The sequence below is a fragment of the Herpetosiphon gulosus genome (genome assembly GCF_039545135.1).
Taxonomy (GTDB): Bacteria; Chloroflexota; Chloroflexia; order Chloroflexales; family Herpetosiphonaceae; genus Herpetosiphon; species Herpetosiphon gulosus.
Map to the genome: position 1 here is coordinate 51,471 of NZ_BAABRU010000003.1, position 18,397 is coordinate 69,867.

General features: G+C 47.6%; 17 protein-coding genes. 13 read left to right on the forward strand and 4 right to left on the reverse strand.

The features are described from left to right. Positions 1–86: 86 nt before the first annotated feature. On the reverse strand, positions 87–773 hold the full coding sequence (locus ABEB26_RS04165; protein ID WP_345720697.1) for a ComEA family DNA-binding protein: 687 nt from the start codon (positions 771–773) through the stop codon (positions 87–89). An 81-nt stretch (positions 774–854) separates the two neighbouring features. On the opposite strand from ABEB26_RS04165, the gene ABEB26_RS04170 reads away from it, so the two are divergent. The 6 genes from ABEB26_RS04170 to ABEB26_RS04195 all read left to right on the forward strand — a co-directional run bounded on the left by ABEB26_RS04170 (position 855) and on the right by ABEB26_RS04195 (position 4,641). Continuing rightward, complete coding sequence (locus ABEB26_RS04170; protein ID WP_345720698.1) at positions 855–1,631, forward strand: formylglycine-generating enzyme family protein; 777 nt, start codon at positions 855–857, stop codon at positions 1,629–1,631. Positions 1,632–1,762: 131 nt separating this feature from the next. After that, positions 1,763–2,431 (forward strand): phosphate signaling complex protein PhoU, encoded by a 669-nt coding sequence (gene phoU / locus ABEB26_RS04175; RefSeq protein WP_345720699.1) that lies wholly within the window; start codon positions 1,763–1,765, stop codon positions 2,429–2,431. A gap of 48 nt (positions 2,432–2,479) precedes the next feature. After that, positions 2,480–3,169 (forward strand): phosphate signaling complex protein PhoU, encoded by a 690-nt coding sequence (phoU, locus tag ABEB26_RS04180; RefSeq protein ID WP_012189181.1) that lies wholly within the window; start codon positions 2,480–2,482, stop codon positions 3,167–3,169. 66 nt (positions 3,170–3,235) lie between these two features. Continuing rightward, complete coding sequence (locus ABEB26_RS04185; protein WP_345720701.1) at positions 3,236–3,547, forward strand: hypothetical protein; 312 nt, start codon at positions 3,236–3,238, stop codon at positions 3,545–3,547. A 98-nt stretch (positions 3,548–3,645) separates the two neighbouring features. Next, entirely contained in the window at positions 3,646–4,203 is a 558-nt protein-coding gene (locus ABEB26_RS04190; RefSeq protein WP_345720702.1) for an MOSC domain-containing protein, read from the forward strand. Between the two features lie 228 nt (positions 4,204–4,431). Continuing rightward, positions 4,432–4,641 (forward strand): type II toxin-antitoxin system HicB family antitoxin, encoded by a 210-nt coding sequence (locus tag ABEB26_RS04195; RefSeq protein WP_345720703.1) that lies wholly within the window; start codon positions 4,432–4,434, stop codon positions 4,639–4,641. A gap of 190 nt (positions 4,642–4,831) precedes the next feature. On the opposite strand, the gene ABEB26_RS04200 is transcribed toward ABEB26_RS04195, so the two are convergent. Beyond that, a complete protein-coding gene (locus ABEB26_RS04200) occupies positions 4,832–5,368 on the reverse strand; it encodes a DUF5679 domain-containing protein (RefSeq protein ID WP_345720705.1) in 537 nt (178 codons plus the stop codon). Next, positions 5,369–6,250 carry a deoxyribonuclease IV gene (locus tag ABEB26_RS04205; protein WP_345720706.1) on the reverse strand — a complete coding sequence of 294 codons (882 nt, stop codon included), beginning with the start codon at positions 6,248–6,250 and terminating at the stop codon, positions 5,369–5,371. It lies immediately after the preceding gene. Positions 6,251–6,612: 362 nt separating this feature from the next. Between ABEB26_RS04205 and ABEB26_RS04210 the strand changes: the two genes are divergently transcribed. From ABEB26_RS04210 to ABEB26_RS04240, 7 genes are all read left to right on the forward strand, one after another. Next, complete coding sequence (locus tag ABEB26_RS04210) at positions 6,613–8,136, forward strand: glycosyl hydrolase (protein WP_345720707.1); 1,524 nt, start codon at positions 6,613–6,615, stop codon at positions 8,134–8,136. A gap of 100 nt (positions 8,137–8,236) precedes the next feature. Then, entirely contained in the window at positions 8,237–9,766 is a 1,530-nt protein-coding gene (locus tag ABEB26_RS04215) for a hypothetical protein (RefSeq protein ID WP_345720708.1), read from the forward strand. A gap of 12 nt (positions 9,767–9,778) precedes the next feature. After that, positions 9,779–10,321 (forward strand): YaeQ family protein, encoded by a 543-nt coding sequence (locus ABEB26_RS04220; RefSeq protein ID WP_345720709.1) that lies wholly within the window; start codon positions 9,779–9,781, stop codon positions 10,319–10,321. Positions 10,322–10,513: 192 nt separating this feature from the next. Then, positions 10,514–10,978 (forward strand): ATP-binding protein, encoded by a 465-nt coding sequence (locus tag ABEB26_RS04225; RefSeq protein ID WP_012189173.1) that lies wholly within the window; start codon positions 10,514–10,516, stop codon positions 10,976–10,978. Between the two features lie 10 nt (positions 10,979–10,988). Further along, entirely contained in the window at positions 10,989–11,453 is a 465-nt protein-coding gene (locus ABEB26_RS04230; RefSeq protein WP_012189172.1) for an ATP-binding protein, read from the forward strand. 30 nt (positions 11,454–11,483) lie between these two features. Then, positions 11,484–11,867, forward strand: coding sequence for an STAS domain-containing protein (locus tag ABEB26_RS04235; protein WP_012189171.1), 384 nt, complete (start codon positions 11,484–11,486; stop codon positions 11,865–11,867). A gap of 185 nt (positions 11,868–12,052) precedes the next feature. Next, complete coding sequence (locus ABEB26_RS04240; RefSeq protein WP_345720712.1) at positions 12,053–14,605, forward strand: tetratricopeptide repeat protein; 2,553 nt, start codon at positions 12,053–12,055, stop codon at positions 14,603–14,605. A gap of 57 nt (positions 14,606–14,662) precedes the next feature. Here the strand turns inward: ABEB26_RS04240 and ABEB26_RS04245 are convergent, their stop codons facing one another. Further along, on the reverse strand, positions 14,663–18,043 hold the full coding sequence (locus tag ABEB26_RS04245) for a clostripain-related cysteine peptidase (RefSeq protein ID WP_345720713.1): 3,381 nt from the start codon (positions 18,041–18,043) through the stop codon (positions 14,663–14,665). Positions 18,044–18,397 lie beyond the last annotated feature (354 nt).

Consider the following 18,397-nt stretch of genomic DNA (forward strand, 5'->3'; position numbering starts at 1 on the left):
CCAAAATCATCTAAGATCATTATTGGCTCTCGCACCAATATGCACCATTCAGTTGCTTGCCTCGATAACCTTGGGGCAAGCAACAATTATTCAATCGTAATTAATGCCTCAATTTCAGCAAAGGTGCTTGCTCCAATCCCTTTTACCTCTTGAATCGCCTCAATGCTGGCAAACGGGCCATTCTCATCGCGATAGGCCACAATTCGCTGGGCGATCGCTTGGCCAATTTTGGGCAGGCTTTCCAGTTCGGCAGCACTCGCAGTATTAATGTTGATCAACGTAGGTTGGCTGGCGATGGCAGTTGGCACAGCAACCGCAACCGCCTGTGGTTCAGCAGTTAGCTGAATTGTTGGTGCGGGAGTTTCGCCAACCACTGGCACATGCACATGCTGAGCATCTTGCAAATAGGCCGCCAAATTCAAGGCCTGCGGATCAGCCTCGGAATGCAAGCCCCCAGCCGCCTGCACCAAATCATCAATTCGTGCGCCAAGCGGCAAATCATACACCCCAGGCTTGGCAACTGCCCCACTGATATAAGCCGCCAGCATTGCCAAGGTTGGGGTCGCTTCAGCCACAGCGAGGGTTGGGGTCAACGCCAAAGTTGGGGTTATCGATTCAAGTGTTGGCTCAGCGGTTGGGCTAGTCGTTGGCCACAAGCTCAAGGCCTGCTCGCTTTCCGAACCAGCACTGGCCGTCGATTGCCAAAGATTCCAGCCCAATATGGCAGCAACTGCCAAACCCACCAGCCATTGCCAACGAATCTGTTGCAACATACAAGCTCCTTTCGATCAGCATGCAAAATCTGGTATCTTTAGAGCCACAAACTAGCATTTTTTGGCATGAAGGAAGCTCAATTGAAGCAAATTCGTGATCTCTTGCCCAAGTTCTGCTCAATTCCGCGTGGTATTGTGCTGATGGGTACACCTAACGAGCAATTAAGCGATTTAGCGCGACAGTTTGGCGGTACACGCGAGTCGTATGCGGAAGAAGCACCCCAACATTCAGTGGAAATCGCCGCCTTTGCCATGGCCCAAGTTCCTGTAACTAACGCGCTGTATGCCGAGTGGATCAAACATTCTGGTCAGCGTGCGCCAATTGTTTGGCATGGTTCGCAACCACCTGCCGAATTAGCCAACTATCCGGTGGTTGATGTAACCTGGGATGAAGCGGTAGCATGTTGTGATTGGCTCAGTAGCGAAGTTAATTTGGCTTTGCGCTTGCCTAGCGAGGCCGAGTGGGAACGTGCAGCGCGTGGCGACGATACAAGAATCTATCCTTGGGGCGATCAGGCCGATCCAACAATGATGAATATCAAAGAAAGCATGCGCGGTGGTTTAGCTCCGGTTGGCAGTTATCCTCAAGCGGCTAGTCCATTTGGGGTTTACGATCTAGCAGGCAATATTTGGGAATGGACAAGTTCGCTACAAAAATCGTATCCCTATCGCCCTGATGATGGCCGCGAAGCTCGCCAACCAGCCCCTGAGGCTGATCGACGGCGAATTATGCGCGGTGGTTGTTGGGGTAATCCTAGCCATTTTGCTCGCAATACCTGCCGTTTTCGCTTGCATCCCGAGCGCTCAACCCATTTATTGGGCTTTCGGCTGGCCTATAGCTTGCTAGATACCGATTAAATGCTGGCTCAATTCAATCGAAAAAAAAGCCAAAAGCGTGGTATAATCGCAGGCTATTCACGGATAGCTAAATCTCGCATCGAGCTAGCACATCAAGCAGGCGTAGCCTTCCTAGCGCATCGGAGGATGGTATGTCACGGGAACATTACGAACAGCAGCTTCGGTCATTAAATGATGACTTGTTACGCATGGGCGCGTTGGTCGAAACCGCAATTGGCCAATCTATTCAGGCTTTAACCAACCACGATAAGGCAATGGCGCAGGAAGTTATTCGCAGTGATGATTTAATTGATCGGGCACAATATGCTTTAGAGGAAAAAGCGCTTTTGTTGTTTGCCACGCAACAGCCGTTGGTAGCACGTGATTTACGCTTGGTCAGCGCAATTATCACGATTGCCAGCGAGCTTGAGCGGGTTGGCGACTATGCCGAGGGCATCGCCAAAATTGCGATTCGCCAAGGCCAAACTCCCGCGCTCAAGCCGCAGGCCGAAGTTCCATCGATGACCAGCAAAGCTCAGTTAATGCTGCGCACCGCCTTGGAATGCTACACCCGCATCGATGTTGATCTGGCAAAAACCCTGAGTGCAGCCGATGATGAAATCGATGCTCAGACTGATCGGGTGCAGCGCGAAATTCTCGAAGTGATGATTGCTGATGCTAGCACCGTTGAACAAGCCACCCGTCTCCTTTACGTTGTGCATAATCTCGAACGGATCGCCGACCGCGCTACCAATATTGGAGAACGGGTTGTCTTTATGGCAACAGGGCATATGGCCGACCTGAATGAACAACGGGCATAATCAAGAGCATTTTTGGTAGGTTGGCAGATTCTCTGTTGGAGGTTTTTTATGGGCGTGTCTCACCGTCACATATTTGATGAACAACTCACCGAGTTGCACGATGGGGTTTTTCGGGTTGGAACCATGGTTGAAGCAGCATTAAGCGAGGCACTTCAATCAATCAAACTATACGATCAAGCAGCAGTGCGCAAGGTCGTGCAAAACGATCAAACCATCAATCATGAAGTTCAACGCCTGCATGATCAAGCCCTGTTGATCATCGCCACCCAACAGCCGTTGGCCCGTGATTTACGCTTGGTGAGTGTGGTGCTCAGCCTGCTGCCAGAGCTAGAGCGCATGGGCGATTATGCTGCGACAATCTGCAAACTACAAGAACGGATCGCTGCCACGCCCAATTTTGTCAGCGTTTCAGCCATGCCCCAGCCAATTCCACGCCTAATTAGCGAATTGGGCCAGCGCACTAGCGAAATTTTGCACGCTGGTTTAGAGGCGTTACGCCAAAACGATCGTAGCTTTGCCGACCGCGTAACCGAACTCGATGATGTAATCGATCATTTGTATCGTGAGATGTTTGAGGCCACGGTCAAGGTTTCGACCACAAGCCCCGATATGGCTGCTGCCACGATTCACCTGCTGACATTGGCGCATAATCTCGAACGCTTGGGTGATCGGGTCACCAACTTGGCTGAGCAAATCGAATATCTGATTACTGGAAAAGTTGTGGTGCTTAACCATTAAATTGGAACATCATGGCACGCTCAGCGTAGTATCCTCGGATTGCGATTCGTTGGCATTGGAGGATGTATGATTTGGACATTGTTAGCGTGGCTGGGATTTTTTGGTTTGCTGGGTTTTGGTTGGGTCGCCGTGGCAAGCCTACGCGGAGCTTTGCAAGGCCGCGCCAGTATGCTTTGGTTGCTCGGCGCTTGGACAGGCCTCTCCGCCTTGGGTGGTTTGTTGGTTTGGCGAGCAGCACTGCTTGAAACATGGTCGTTTAGCCTGTGGATTGGCTTAGCCTTGGCCGCAATCGCTCCAATTGCTTGGACATTGGGCAATGTGGCCAAACGGCTGCAAGCGCACGGAATAAAATTGGGCAACCTACTCAAATTTCGCTAGCGTAGTGACCCAAGCCATGGCATAATAGAGCGCCACAGTTGGCGCAACGAGTCTCCAACCTGGAGGCTCGTTTTTTGTTTACGATGAGGTAGGATGCCATGATCGATCTTGAGTATGTTCCCATGGAGACCCTTGAGGCAGGGTTGGATCACATTCGTCAAGCACCCAAGGATCAAGGGGTCTTGCAGCTAATCGTGCGTCGTCCAGCCACCGAGCAGCGCGAAGTGCTAAGCGAAGGTCAGCTTGATTTGGTCGAGGGATTGGTCGGCGATAATTGGAAAGTTCGCGGCAGTTCGCGCACTGACGACGGTAGTTCGCACCCCGATATGCAGCTAAACATTATGAATGTGCGCTCGATTGGCTTGCTTGCACCTGATCAAGAGCGTTGGCAATGGGCTGGCGATCAATTGTTCATTGATCTTGATTTGAGCGATGCAAACTTGCCAGCAGGCACACGCCTGACCATCGGCGAGGCGATTATCGAAGTAACCGATCAGCCGCATAATGGCTGCAAAAAATTTGCCCAGCGCTACGGCCAAGCTGCGATTAAGTTCGTCAATTCAGCCGTCGGCAAAGAATTGCATTTGCGTGGAATCAACGCGCGGGTAGTTCAGCCAGGTACGATCCGCCAAGGGGATCAAGTACGTAAGATCTAACCCATGTGGTATAGCCTGAAATAGGACTATGGGTGCGAAGAATCGTTAGGTTGAAGGTAAGCTTGGCGCAGGATACTACATACAAATCCTTCCTCCTCACACACACTCTTCTCTCCTACAAGCGGCCCAACTGGGCCGTTTGTAGTTTTAGCAATTCCAACTTCAGGCCGATCATTCCAAGCATCAATGGATCAATACTTATCAAATCTCAGATAAGGAGATCGATTGATGCGCTATGCAATTGTAATCGAGCAAGGCCCAAACAATTGTTCAAGCTATATTCTTGATGTTTTAGGCTGTGTTGCCACAGGCGAAACGCCTGAAGAAGTTAAGCAGCTTTTGCAAGAAGCAATCGTTATGCATTTGGAAGGCGAGCCAATTCCGCCTTCGACAACATTAGTTGATTATATTGAATTTGAGCCTGAAATTAATCACTAAAATCAAAAACCGCCAGTGATTGGTAAAATACTGGTAGTTATTTAATAAGGTTTCTAGATTCCAACAATATTTCGTGGATTTTAATTGATCGCCACCCTTCCGTCCCTCCGCCGGAGGGAAACGCAGGGGGTTTTCATCCCCCTGCACCCCCTAAAGCGCAATTTGTGAGAACTTATAGTTGATTTAGCGATTAATCTTTATTGGGCAGAAAACGAAACATCCCAGCGCCACAGACTTCACAGGTTCCACGTAGCGCACGCCGACCATTTTCAGTCAATTCTTCATGGGCATCGATCATCGGCTGTTTGGCACGACATGAAACGCAATAGCTGCGCAGTTCATCATCGTCATCATCATCGTCGGCTGGTACTTCGTCTTCAACCACAGCTTCTGCTTCCGATTCCGATTGTTCGGTTTCAGGCGCAGCCGTGCCACTCCCACCAACTTCAAGCTCCAACAATGGTGCTTCGTCTTCAACGACCACTGCTTCTGGTTCGGCGGCGACTGGCTCGGCTTCCAGCTCGGGAGCGCTGGTGGCAACTTCGGTGGTTAAAATATCGGTTGGCAGCACAATCCGTGGCGGATCAGATGGCGGCGGTGGTGGCGGGGGCAAAATTGGAGCCGAATCGATCGGATGCAGCTTACGCCGCACAATCACCACCACAGCGGCCAAGCCCAACAATAACGATACCCACAACTTGCGTTTGCTTTTTGGTTGGTTTCCCATTTATACCTCGCTTTGTGGTGATGCACTAACACTTGCACGGCGCAAACCGCGCAGCGTTGCCAAATTGCGAATATCTGCGCTTTCATCGGGTTCTTTGGGAGTTTCTAAGGCCATCGGAATCGTTTGAAAGCGAGGATCGTTCATAATCAGTTCAAACCCTGCCAAGCCCACAAATCCCTCTCCGATATGGGTATGACGATCAACGCGACTGCCAAGATCGTTTTTCGAATCGTTGAGATGAAACGCACGCAGCCGATCGATCCCAATTAAGCGATCAAAATGATCGAAGGTGGTTTGGTAGCCTTCAGCAGTACGAAAATCATAGCCAGCGGCTAAACCATGGCAGGTATCAAAGCAAATTCCAAGCCGTGGATGACCATCGCACAGCTCGATCAAGCGGGCCAAATGCTCAAAACTATGACCTAAGGCCGTGCCTTGTCCAGCCGTAATTTCCAGCAAAATCTGGGTTTCGCCGCCAATATCTTCGGCCAGCAAACGCCGCAAGGCCGCCCCAACTCGATCAAGGCCAGCAGCCTCGCCTGAGCCAACATGCGCCCCAGGATGGGTCACCAACGAGCCAACCCCCAATTGCTGACAACGCTCTAGCTCAACTCGAAAGGCTGCAATTGATTTTTCCCATAAGCCATCGTCGGGGCTGCCCAAGTTGATCAAATAGGAATCGTGGGCAATCAAGGGTGGCATGCCAGCCTCACGATGGGCCGCTTGAAAATTGGCACAATCGGCAGCAGTCAGCGGTTTAGCATTCCATTGGCGTTGGCTTTTGGTAAAAATTTGAATCACATGACAGGTCGTGGCTTGCGCTCGCTCAAAGGCGGTCTGCAATCCACCAACAGTTGAAACATGCGCTCCTAAATTGGGCATGGGGTTTCTCGCTCCAAACAAGTGTCGCCTGCAATTATAGCACTTTCAAGCCATTATTGAGATTAGCCGTGGGTAATAACTCATAATGGATCATACTTTGTAAAACAGACATCAATTTTACAGAAACCCAAGTCAGCAATTTACTAAAATTCTAGAGCTTTATTTATGAAATCAGGTGCAATTGATTCATTTTGGGTAATTTTCCAGCTTCTAGCGCTAGAATACGTTAATATTTTCTAAAGTTTTTTATTGAAAAATACTTGACATTTTATTAAGCACTATTAATATTTGCGGTGGAACGTTCCTTTGGTACTGTCACGATAGTGCTATGCTGTGCTATCTCAATCAACGGAGATTTAGTCATGTCCCAAGTTCAACGGGTTCCGTTGTTGTTGATTGGAATGTTAGTTTTGCTGATCGGCGTAATTCCTTCGACCCCAACTAGTGGGGCAACGACAGCCTACGCCGCTGCCGACCCAGCAATTACCAGCTACGCCCAAAATGTAATTAATCGCATGGCCCAATACCAAGGCCAATACATTATCAGCGGCCAGCAAGAAGTGCATTGGGATTCCTCGCGCAAAGACGAAATGTCCAACGCCATCTACAATCACACCAATCCACGCCAATATCCAGGTTTGCGAGGCTGGGATTTCCCATTCGGCGGAGCTTACGCCAACGATGCCCAATGGATGATCGATGCCATGATTAGCGATTGGAATAATGCCAAAGTGCTGCCAACAATCAGCCAACATTGGACACCCTACGGCAGCCAAGGTACAAATCACGATGATATGTTTGTGCAAGTCAATATCAATAATCTGTTTATTAATGGTACGACTGAGCGCAACCGCTATCTAACGTGGCGTAGCAACATCGCCGACGATTTACAAAAACTGGAAAATGCCAGCGTACCAGTCTTGTGGAGACCATATCATGAGGCGGGCGGTGGCTGGTTCTGGTGGGATAAAACTGGCTCAAGCAATTACAAACGTTTGTGGAATGACCTCTGGGATTATCTGACCAACAGCCGTGGCTTGCACAATTTGATCTGGGTTTGGTCGGCAGGAACCAAGGGGGTCGGTACTGATTGGTATCCAAGCGGCAAGGTCGATATTCTTGGCCACGACATTTATAACAATAGCTCCGCCGACTATAGCAGTTGGTACAACGATTTAGCCCGTTTCGACAGCAGCAAATTACGGGCACTAACCGAAGTCGATTATATGCTCGATCCAGCGGCATTGAACAATGCGCCGTTTGCCTTTTTTATGACTTGGCATACTGATATGTTTTATCGTAATAGCGATAGCAAAATCCAAAGCGTTTATCAACATAGCAAAACCGTCAATCGCAGCCGTATAAGCCAATATCTGAATGGGAGCTTGAGTAGTAGTGGAACTAACCCAACCGCTACGCCAATCAGTGGCAGTGGCTCAACACTCTATAATTTTGAGGGCAGCACCCAAGGCTGGAGCGCCGCTAATGTCAATGCCGGGCCATGGTCGGTTAGTGAATGGGCGGCTAATGGTAGCTCTAGCCTCAAAGCCGATGTGAGTTTGGGCAATCGTAGTTATGACTTGAAATTAACTCAAGCCCACAATTTTAGCGGCAAAAGCCAATTACAAGTGCGCGTGCGCCATGCCGCTTGGGGCAATGTTGGTAGCGGAATTAGCGCCAAACTCTATATCAAGGTTGGTTCAAATTGGGCATGGTACGATGGCGGGGCAGTCACAATTAATAGTTGGGGCACAACCACATTAACCCTCAACCTGAGTGGTATCGCCAATCTTGGCAGTGTTAACGAAATTGGGGTGCGTTTTAGCTCGCCTAGCAATAGCAGCGGCACAAGTGCAATCTATCTCGATTATGTCACCTTACAATAAATCAAATTAACATCGAAGCCCATGATCATAGGGTTGATCGTGGGCTTGCGGCTTTTTGGTATACTGCCACAGGTTCGGGTTAACCAACGAGGAATCTGTGGTGGTTGGATTTTTACGGCGCTCAAATCGCTGGCTCTGGCTTAGTTGTGGCCTGCTGCTCGTCATTTTTATTAGCTATGGATTGCGCTCGAGTAGTACCTACAGCGATGATTCAATTCAGCATTTGTTGATTGCGCGGTGGAGTTTCAAGCACCCCGAGTTATTGCTCGATGTTTGGGGTCGGCCAGGTTTTACCATCCCCTATGCCTTGATCAGCCAATTTGGCTTGGCCGCCGTGCATCTACAAAGCGCCATACTCGCCGCAATTATCTGTGGTTTAGCCGCTTATTTAGCCGCAGAATTAGCAGTTGAATGGTATTGGTTGGCGGCGATTTTTACAGGCATTCAGCCTGAATTTGCGCGTCTGAGTTTTGCCGCACTAACCGAATTGCCCTGCGCTGCCTATTTGACAACAGCGTTATTAGCTCAACGTCGCCAGCACTGGAAGATAATGGCCTTGTTTGCAGGCTTAATTCCTTTGGCTCGCTACGAAACGCTCCCCTTGTTAATCTTCTTTGCAATCAGCTTGATCAAAGAGCGACGCTACTGGCAGCTTGGCCTGATGGCCTTACCGATGCTGATTTGGAATGGTTTTTGGGCAGTGCGCCTCAGCGATTGGACCAACCTATTGTTTCCACTTGATCGAGTATTGTTTGAAAAAGGCGGCAGCGTTTCATTTTACGGCACAGGCCCATGGTGGCATTACATCACACGTTTGCCAGTGGCCTTTGGCAGCGTGCCGTTTGCTCTCGCAGTCTATGGCTTTTTGCGCATGCGCTGGAATAGCTTGCACTGGTGGACAGTTGGCTATATTGCAATTCTAGCAATCAGCTATTGGAAGCTTCCAGCAACCCAAATTGCGGGCTACGATCGCCATTTGGCGATTTTGGCTCCCATTATAGGTACATTCAGCGCTTATGGATTACAAGCGTTAGGTCAACCAATTAATCAACTATGGCAGCGTTGGGGTATTCGCGGCGCATTGATCTTGGTGATGATTGGACTCTTGGGAATGGCTTGGATTCGTTGGATAACACGAGGGATCATTCTTTATGATGCTTTGTTGAGCGTTGGTTTGGTGGCCTTGCTCATGCTGCCAATGCTCAAAGCTTCGTGGCAACAACGACTAGTAGCGGCTAGCATGCTGATTGGGCTGCTCGGATTGTTCATCCGCGTTCAACCATTTATCATTCAAAATAGCGACCAGCAAGTACTCAACGCCACGCAATGGTTTATGCAAAGCGAGTATCGTGAAAAGTTGGTGCTAGCGGCAATTCCATGGTTTGCCTATGGTACAGGCATCGATCCGTATGATCCAAGCCGCTATCAGCCAATCACGCCAGCGGCGGTTGAGCAAGCCCCCGTTGGCAGCATTATAGTCTGGGATTCACGTTTTTCGTGGACGCTGCAATGGCAAACGCCTCGTAGCTTACTGGAAAACCCAACACGGTTTCGCTTGCTCAAGCAGTATCATGGAGTCAATAGCAATGGTAACCCATTTGAGCTAGCAATTTATCAAAAAATCAATTAATGAGGAGCATTCATGGCGCTTAGTGCAACGATTTATACAATTAATGTTGATCTAGCTAACGTTGATCGCAATGTTTATGAGCAACTAGAACTGCGAGTAGCCCGCCAACCATCTGAATCAGCCGAATATATGTTAATGCGAATTTTGGCCTATTGCTTGGAATATAGCGACGGCATTGCCTTCACCCAAGGCGTGGCGGCTGGCGACGAACCAGCGGTTTGGATTCGCGATTTGACTGGGCAAGTGACTGGCTGGTTTGAAGTTGGTGCGCCTGATGCCGAGCGCTTGCATCGCGGCAGCAAACGTGCTGGACGAGCGGCGGTCTATACCCATCGCGATGTAGCCCAAGTGTTGGGCAATTTCAGCGGCAAAACCATTTTTCAAGCCGAGCAAATTCCAGTTTATGCTTTTGATCGACGTTTTATTGAAACCGTTGCCAACCTAATCGAACGACGCTGCGATTTGGGCATTTCGCTGACCGAGCAACAACTCTATATCGAAATTGCTGGACAAAGCCTGAACAGCCAAATTGAGGAACATCGGATTAGCAACTAGGCTCAATAATTATAAGTGTAGGGCTTGAAGCACCCAGCAACCTTTGTTATACTCGGCAGAGGCTTAGCATTCGCCCAAGTTGCTGGCTCGATACAGGGCTAAACGCCTGCAAAAGTCAAGCTTGCATAGGCTTATTCGCCTATGGTATAGTGAGGGCTAGCACCGTCATTGCGAGCGACGTGAGGTTTCCAAATGTCCAATCCACAACACATGGCCCCTAGTGGCGATGAAGAACGGGTGATTGAACTCCACTTGCCAAGTCGGCTGGGGTACGAGAAAGTCGCCATGGATACCGCCAGTGCGATGGCGAAACGGATGGGCTTCTCTCATGATCGCGTTGAATCGCTCCGCACTGCGGTCAGCGAAGCAGTGACGAATGCAATTGAACATGGCAATCAACACGATTCAGCAATGAAAGTCGTGGTGGTCTTTACTGGCAGCGATGACGGGTTGATTGTTGATGTGGCTGATCAAGGGCGCAAGCTGCTTGATCATACCATCACCGAGCGTACCCCCGACATCCACCAAGTATTGCATAGCGACGATAAAGGTGGTTGGGGAATCTGGTTAATTAAAGAACTGATGGATGAAGTCCAGTTTTCGGTCGCTCCATCAGGTGGCAATAAATTACGGATGGTTATCCACCTAGATCGTTGAGTTGAAGAACATGGCGCAAACCCAAGCCACCATCGAACTGATATTTCCCAGCCAGCTTGGCTATGAAAAAATCGCCCGTGAAGCAATTGGTACGCTCGCACGGAATATGGGGTTTGACCCAGAGCGCGTTGAGGATTTACGCACGGCACTAAGCGAGGCCTGTATCAACGCCATCGAGCATGGCAATCAGCGCCAAGTCCAACGCCGAATTCATATCACCTGCACGATTTCTCGCAATCGGCTGGTGCTGGTTATTAGCGATGAAGGTCTTCGTTTTCACCCCTCCCAAGAGATCGAAGCAGCAACCATCGAGCAAAAACTTGCTGGGCTGGCATCGGCGCGAGGGATGGGCTTAATGCTCATTGAACAGCTTGTTGATGAGTGCGGCTTTCTACCGTCGCGTCCCGGACAAGGTAATCGTTTTCGATTAGCAATGTATAATCCACCACGACGGCATGGATCAGCCTCAGCCTAGCGCGATCCTTGGTCAAGGAGTTTTGGACCTATGATTGACGATGAATTAAAAGTTACGACCCGTCAGCGCGACGGGATTTGGATTATTGACCTCGAAGGTGATGTAACCACATTTGCCGAAGAGGCCATTACGGGGGCATACGAAGGCGTTACCAAAGAGGGCGCTAAGTATATTATTATCAACTCGCGCCAAAGCGATTATATCAACAGCGCGGGGATTGCTATTTTGATTGGGGTTGTAACTGAGGTCAATCGTCAAGCTCAAAAGCTGGCAATTAGCGGCCTTAGCCCGCACTTCCAAAAGATTTTCCGCATGGTCGGCCTCGCCCAATATGCCGATATCTTCGCGACCGAAGAGGAAGCTATCGCTGCCATGCAACGCCATCAACAAGCTGCCGTCGAGTCAGCTCAGTAATTCAGATTCTCAAATTACAGCGCCGTTGGAGCAATTCCAACGGCGCTGTTTTTAAATACCAAAAAGCTTTATGAATATGTTATGATGCTCATTACCTCCACCATAAAATCTCTGTACGACCCAAGATACGTTCTAGATGTATGGGCTTTGATAAATATGCATAAAGCCCATCAAAGGAGCCCCATATGAGCGACCAGAGCAATTCACTGAAAGCGCTTAAAAATGCGCTTTCATGCTTACAGGATGGCCGAGCATTGGAAGAGCATCTTCAATTGATTGCAGAGGCAATTCATCGGAAGCAGATAAGTATTCAACAACAAGCAGGAAATAATGCAGTGTTAATTGCCGGTAATGCCCATGGCTCACTGATAAATACTGGTTCAATGACGATTGGGCTTGAAGCTGCAGATAAAATTCTTGATTTTATTCGCAAAAAATATCCCCTTTCCCGCTTATTGGCTAATGAATTAAGCACGCTTGCGTCTTTCAGGGAATTCTCTGAACTGGAACAGGCCTGCAAAAGTTTAGCCATAGGAGAACCCTACAAAAATAACGATGGGCAGCAGTTTCGCCTGATTATAAAGAAGCCCTATATTGGTGAGGTGTCGTTGAAAGGCACGGCATTTTTAGGCGATAAAAAAGATATCTTCGATATCTGGCCAATAACACCCATTGCACTAACAACTATCGATCCATTTATTTTTGCTTCAATTCCTATTGATACCCTACCTAACAAGCCATCAGAAATGGAGTGGCCGACTCCAAGTGTCTTGAAAGTAGGTAACAATCCTATGGAATGGTTTGTCGGCAGAACAGATATTTTGGCGCAGATTCAAGCATATCTCACCAAGAATCAAGCTGATTCACTACTAGTTATCCATGGAATTGCAGGGATTGGTAAAACGAGTCTTGCTCTCGATGCACTCTATCGTTTTGGGCCATATTTTGCTGGTGGTGTTTTTTGGATCGACGGGGCTGGTGGGAATGCAACAATTGATGCTGATATTTCGCGCTGTGCTAAAGAAATGGGAGTATTAGATATCGCTAAAGAAGAAGAAATCCTTAACCTAGTAATTCAACAATGGTCTAATGGAAATCATCAATTGATTATTTTTAACGACTTCAATAACCTCGATCAAATCTCGTTAATTATCAACCATGAATCTATATTAAGAAAGGGGAAATCAAAAATAATTGTTACATCCAATTCTAAAGAATGGAATTCAAAAAATTTAATCACTGTTTCGCAATTAACCGCTGAAGAAGGAGTTAACCTCTTAACAAGTCTGGTAAAAAAACTATCACCTGAAAAAGCCCTCCAGATTAGTACAGCATTAGGACATTATCCAATGGCACTGTATATAGTTGGCAAATATCTAGCACAGTTTAGCCAGAACATTGATCAGTATATTGCCGATATACAAAACCAAGACATTCAAGCCAACGTTCTTAAAAAGATTAGCAATTTTATTGAGTTACTCCCGTGGCAAAATAACGTTTCAATTTTCAAGACTTTTGAAAGAGTTTATCAACAGCTTATTGATTCAACCTCGACTAAACATCGCAAAATTCTGCTGCAGATAATTAACCGATTACAATATTGTAGTCCCGCAACATCCATCGATCCTCAGCTGCTTGCTTGCGATATAGGCTATGAAGAAACCGTTATCATCCTCCAATCACTAATCAACAGCGGCATTCTTGAAGGCATCAGCGGTGAGTCAGTCATAGTGCATCAAGTAGTCCTCCAATTCTTAAGAACGCGAAAAGTCAAGCCTCAGGCACATATCCAAGCCACAGCAGCAGTGGAAAAAAAGTTGCTGGAATTTGCAGCAATCGCTGATGTCGATGAAAATTCAATTCATTTTGCCCATATCGCTGCTCACTTACGAATCGCCGCTGAGCGGGCCTTCCAACGTGATGATGAACGGGCTGGTGAAATTTGCTTTTACTGGAACCGCTATAACCAACTAACAGGTCATTATCCAGAGGCACTCACTTATATTAAGCGAGCGGTGGAGATCGGCAGTAAGATCGATAAAATTGACCCGTTGAAGTTGACCCGTTGGCTCAACGGCCTTGGACTAGCTTACTATAATTATAAAAACTATGATATGGCCAAAGATTTCTACCTACAAGCTTATGCACGGGTTAAAGAACTTGAACGCAACCAGCAAACTAGCGATTTATATGGATTAATTGCTAATAATCTCGGAGTGTTCTATGTTGACCATAATAATAAGAAATGGAAAGATATTAATCGAGCTCAAGCATATTTTATCGAAGCTTTAGCTATATGGAAGGAGGCTTCTGCCAACAATCAGCGTCATATTGGCAAAATCTATAACAATTTAGGAACTATTAGCTTTCATAGAAAGAAGTACGATGAGGCCATCCAATATTATCAACTAGCCCGTCAAACTTTTGAAGAATGCTATAAAGCTAATACACATCATCGATTAGGTATCGTACATTACCAACTAGGGGATGTTTATTATAACATTGGAGAAGCTTTCATATTTACAGGCAAGAATGAGGAAGCTTTAGCTTGGTTTCAAAAATGTATCGCTATCTTTATGGTTGTCTATGGCAAAAATAGTGTTGTAGTTCAGGAAGTGGTTGATGCCATCAATGAACTACTTACGGATGCTTATGGTAAAGATAATAATGTGATTAAAAAAATAATTGATGCCATCAATGAACTACTTAGAGATCCTGATTTAGGTAACCCTAATTAAGCATAAAGCTCGAGGCCCGATAATAATCATCGGGTCTCGAGCTTTATACTACTCAAACTATTGTGTAATCAATGGCAAATACGTAACCATAGGTGGGCCTAATTCGCGCCCGATATTGAGGCTTTCAATCCCAATGGAAGGGTTTGCCTGTGAGAAATCAAGCTTTAAGCCAGCACCTTCCCGGATTGTTGTGGGTAATACCAATAAATAAAGGGTCGCTCCATCCTGATGCCAGTTGAGATACTCTGGGGTGATGGCCGAATTAGCCACCACACTCGTCATCGTAACTCCGGTCGGAAGGTTCAAGCGCAATGCTAGGCCAGTCTTAATTTTTGCTGGCTGCAATATTTTAAGCAGCACCTGCCCATTGGCTTGCGGCTCCAAGTGCACATATTCAGTTGAATTGATAGTCGGCAGCGTTTGTAGCTTTTCCAAGCGTGCTCCGGTAGCGACAAAAGGTCGTGGCGGATTGATCTTGGATAGATGCGGCTGATTGATATTATTGGCAAGGATGACACAATCTCTCACATCGGTAACCCCATCGGCGTTGATGTCAAAGGCAGGATCACTCACCGGAATACTCGCCGCCGAACAAATATACCAGTCGTTCTTATGAATCTTGCCATCGCCGTTCATATCACCACCCCATAGACCAATATCAGGCATCGTAGACTCTGGTGCAGAGATAGTCACGGTTCGTTCCGCATAGAGGAACAGTGGATGGGTGACAGTTAGTTTGTACTTACCAAGCTTGATCGACCCAAAATGATAGCGACCTTGAGCATCACTTACAGCTACGTAGCGATCCGAACCATGGCGTAGAACAATCTCAGCCCCAGCATACTTGCCGGGAGTACGGCTTTGCAAATAAATCATCCCATCGAGCGAACGCTCACCAGCACAAACCTCAAGATTACGCCACGTATGCGGAATAGCACCGCCATCACCATTAGAAAACACATGGACTGTAAACGTTAATTCGGTGCAGCCTTGGGTCCCAACCAAGAACGGGAATGAAATAACCGTACCACCACCAACTACAGGATTTGTTTCGCGTGCAGATAGACTGAAAATTGCACTCCAGCTATCTGCCGTTCGAGTAAATTCGGTCAAACTATGTCGAGGGAATAAATAAGGATCACGTGGTGAATTAGTAGTAGATGGCTTGATTGCTGCTGGATTATTCGAACGCACCACGACTTGGAGTCCTCGTAGATCGTCTTCATTCAATAAACCATTTAATTTAATTTCGACCGGAAGTATCTCACCAACGATAGCTGGAGTTGCTGCTTCCATCCATAAACTAGCATGGGCTGGCAATGGTGGGCAGTGATCACATGGTTCGGTTGGTGGTTCTGGTGCAGCTTGGGTAAACCAGTCCTGAATAAAATCATCCCACGTTGTCTGACCAAAGACTGGCAAGGTTGCGGAAGTGTAGAAACCCCGTTTCCATTCATCATTGAGAGGGAAATAGATTGATAACCCTTTCAAGCGTTGCAATGGCCACGGTTGGGTATCAGGAAATGGATAGGGTACACCCTCCAAAGTATAGTTGATCAAGACTGCATTGCTCAGTGGCTGCGTGATAGCTGATGCGGTCTCGATGACCCCAGCAGGTAGATTAGGTGTTGCAGCCAGGCGGCTCGCGAACTCACCAAGATCGATATAATCATCTCCTTGTGAGCTGATTATACCATCGGCATTTTCATCAACACGCATGGTTAGTTCAGCGATGCTTGCTAGAGTTGAACGATGTTCAGGCAGAGCCTTACGCAATTCATTCGCCAGCTGATTCAGAGCACCTAGCAAAATCGGAACCTCACTAGACTTGATCACACTAATCTGTGAGGGATAATCAACCGATTGCCAGCTTGCACGGTTGGCAGTGGCAATCTGGCGAGCAAGCGTTTCAGGATTAGTAGCGGTGTTAATGCCTGCAAAATAGGCTGCATACGGAAAGTACGTCCAAGTCCAACTCTCATGGGCAATCACGAATTGACTCGTCGATGCGATCTCTGCTACCGTCTCAATACCACCCATTAAACAAGCATCGAGATAGATATCATCAATCGTATAGCCATTGGCGATCCGTCGCAATGACTGCGCTAGATCGGTAGTAGACATGGTATTGCCAGGATTACCATCCCAGAGCATGCCACCAATATTTGTACTTGGCTGACCAGTGATATATCTTGGCTGGCCGGGGTGGGTATCTGGAGCCCAGCCACCACCATGCCCAGCAAAACTTAGGAATTTATATTTGCCTGGATACCGAGCCTGAGCCCAACCCATAAATTCAACCAGCGTGTTGCCATAGCCAGTATCAAGCTCGCCTTTATGGAAAACGTCAACACCCTCTTGATACAAAGCACGGCGGCGCAAATCGCTGTCTCGCTTAATCAAGTAGTAGGCACTATCGCCATCGCTGGCACCATCCCAAAGGACGACAATGCGTAAATTTGGATCATTAACCATCGCCAACTCAAGCTGATTAAACAAGCGGTCGCAGCTTGTAGGCAAGTCAGGGCTATCACAGGCCATATAGACCATAGCCCGAAACTGGGTTTCATCGATACGTGGTAACACACGGACAGCACCTGGCAAGATCGAAACCCGTCCCCCAACTTTAACAGTTGCATCATACTGACCGGGCAAAAGGGTAGAATTCAATACCCCGTGGATTGTTGTGCTACTCTGAACCTCGACATTCTCTAAGGGAAGCCCATTAATAAAGACCTCGGCTGGGGCGCGGAAATTTGCCCCTGTGAACACAAAGGGGATATCAGTAGCATTCGTTACCATTTCGTTTGGACTGATCCGCGTAAGGTTTGGTGGTGGGCCGTTATTAATAACGATACGCCGTTGGGTTACCAGCCAACTATCAGTGACTGTACTATGGGCATTGACTCGCAGAGTTGCTGGGCCATCGGGGAAAGCCATGGTATCAATCGAGAGGACGAATCCCGAGTTGGTAAATCGGGTATCGCCATAAAATGTTGCCACATCAGTACGCTGCAAACCAAAGGTCGCATCGCCAAGCCCAGATACCTGACCACCTTGAGGTTCAATACTTACATTGACTAAATCAACTCCAGGGCTATCAGGCGCAGAGGCATCAGCGGCCCAACCGTTAATTTGGAATACGCCACTTACGAGTTGATCCTCGGCTGGAAAATCAATCGCAGTGTAGGGAGTAGTTTGAGTTTGCTTAACACAATTGACCGTCGAGTTAGATGTCACCGTACAAACGTCAAGACGAGCACGATCCAAAAAAGGTTCATAGTTAATTGGGTCTGAAGGAACTTGATCGAGCAAGGCTGAATAGAACTTGAATTGATTACCTGGCCCCGTTCCAATAATCGCGCGATACCAATAGCTGCAATCGCCGAAGCGAACATCAAAATTATAGGAACGATTCCAAAGGACTGATCCATCCATTCTTCGCGAGCTAAACCAGTATGCACCACCCTCACCACAAACACGCAGCCAGATAGTTGTACCACCCTGTTCTGGCTCATGTTCCGCGTATATCTCAGTAGTCCGATGGGTTGAGGCCCATGTTATACGAGCTGGGTGGAAGACTGCCGAAGTAACTATGATTATGAGTACGATAATTTGGGAAAATCGTCGATGAATATGCATAGAATTCCCCCTTTCTAGATCGATAATGCACGGCGGTTACCATCCAATAAGCTTTGTTTTGATAGGTTGTTTTGAGGATTATTATGGACTCTCTACTATTATTGATAGTATATAATTGATATAGGTTGCAGCATATGACCTCCAATGGTG

Excerpts from the sequence above, each read along its gene's own strand:
- ABEB26_RS04165 (WP_345720697.1), bottom strand. The coding sequence starts at position 773 with ATGTTGCAACAGATTCGTTGGCAATGGCTGGTGGGTTTGGCAGTTGCT.
- phoU (WP_345720699.1), top strand. The coding sequence starts at position 1,763 with ATGTCACGGGAACATTACGAACAGCAGCTTCGGTCATTAAATGATGAC.
- phoU (WP_012189181.1), top strand. The coding sequence starts at position 2,480 with ATGGGCGTGTCTCACCGTCACATATTTGATGAACAACTCACCGAGTTG.
- ABEB26_RS04185 (WP_345720701.1), top strand. The coding sequence starts at position 3,236 with ATGATTTGGACATTGTTAGCGTGGCTGGGATTTTTTGGTTTGCTGGGT.
- ABEB26_RS04190 (WP_345720702.1), top strand. The coding sequence starts at position 3,646 with ATGATCGATCTTGAGTATGTTCCCATGGAGACCCTTGAGGCAGGGTTG.
- ABEB26_RS04195 (WP_345720703.1), top strand. The coding sequence starts at position 4,432 with ATGCGCTATGCAATTGTAATCGAGCAAGGCCCAAACAATTGTTCAAGC.
- ABEB26_RS04200 (WP_345720705.1), bottom strand. The coding sequence starts at position 5,368 with ATGGGAAACCAACCAAAAAGCAAACGCAAGTTGTGGGTATCGTTATTG.
- ABEB26_RS04205 (WP_345720706.1), bottom strand. The coding sequence starts at position 6,250 with ATGCCCAATTTAGGAGCGCATGTTTCAACTGTTGGTGGATTGCAGACC.
- ABEB26_RS04210 (WP_345720707.1), top strand. The coding sequence starts at position 6,613 with ATGTCCCAAGTTCAACGGGTTCCGTTGTTGTTGATTGGAATGTTAGTT.
- ABEB26_RS04220 (WP_345720709.1), top strand. The coding sequence starts at position 9,779 with ATGGCGCTTAGTGCAACGATTTATACAATTAATGTTGATCTAGCTAAC.
- ABEB26_RS04225 (WP_012189173.1), top strand. The coding sequence starts at position 10,514 with ATGTCCAATCCACAACACATGGCCCCTAGTGGCGATGAAGAACGGGTG.
- ABEB26_RS04230 (WP_012189172.1), top strand. The coding sequence starts at position 10,989 with ATGGCGCAAACCCAAGCCACCATCGAACTGATATTTCCCAGCCAGCTT.
- ABEB26_RS04235 (WP_012189171.1), top strand. The coding sequence starts at position 11,484 with ATGATTGACGATGAATTAAAAGTTACGACCCGTCAGCGCGACGGGATT.
- ABEB26_RS04240 (WP_345720712.1), top strand. The coding sequence starts at position 12,053 with ATGAGCGACCAGAGCAATTCACTGAAAGCGCTTAAAAATGCGCTTTCA.
- ABEB26_RS04245 (WP_345720713.1), bottom strand. The coding sequence starts at position 18,043 with ATGGATGGATCAGTCCTTTGGAATCGTTCCTATAATTTTGATGTTCGC.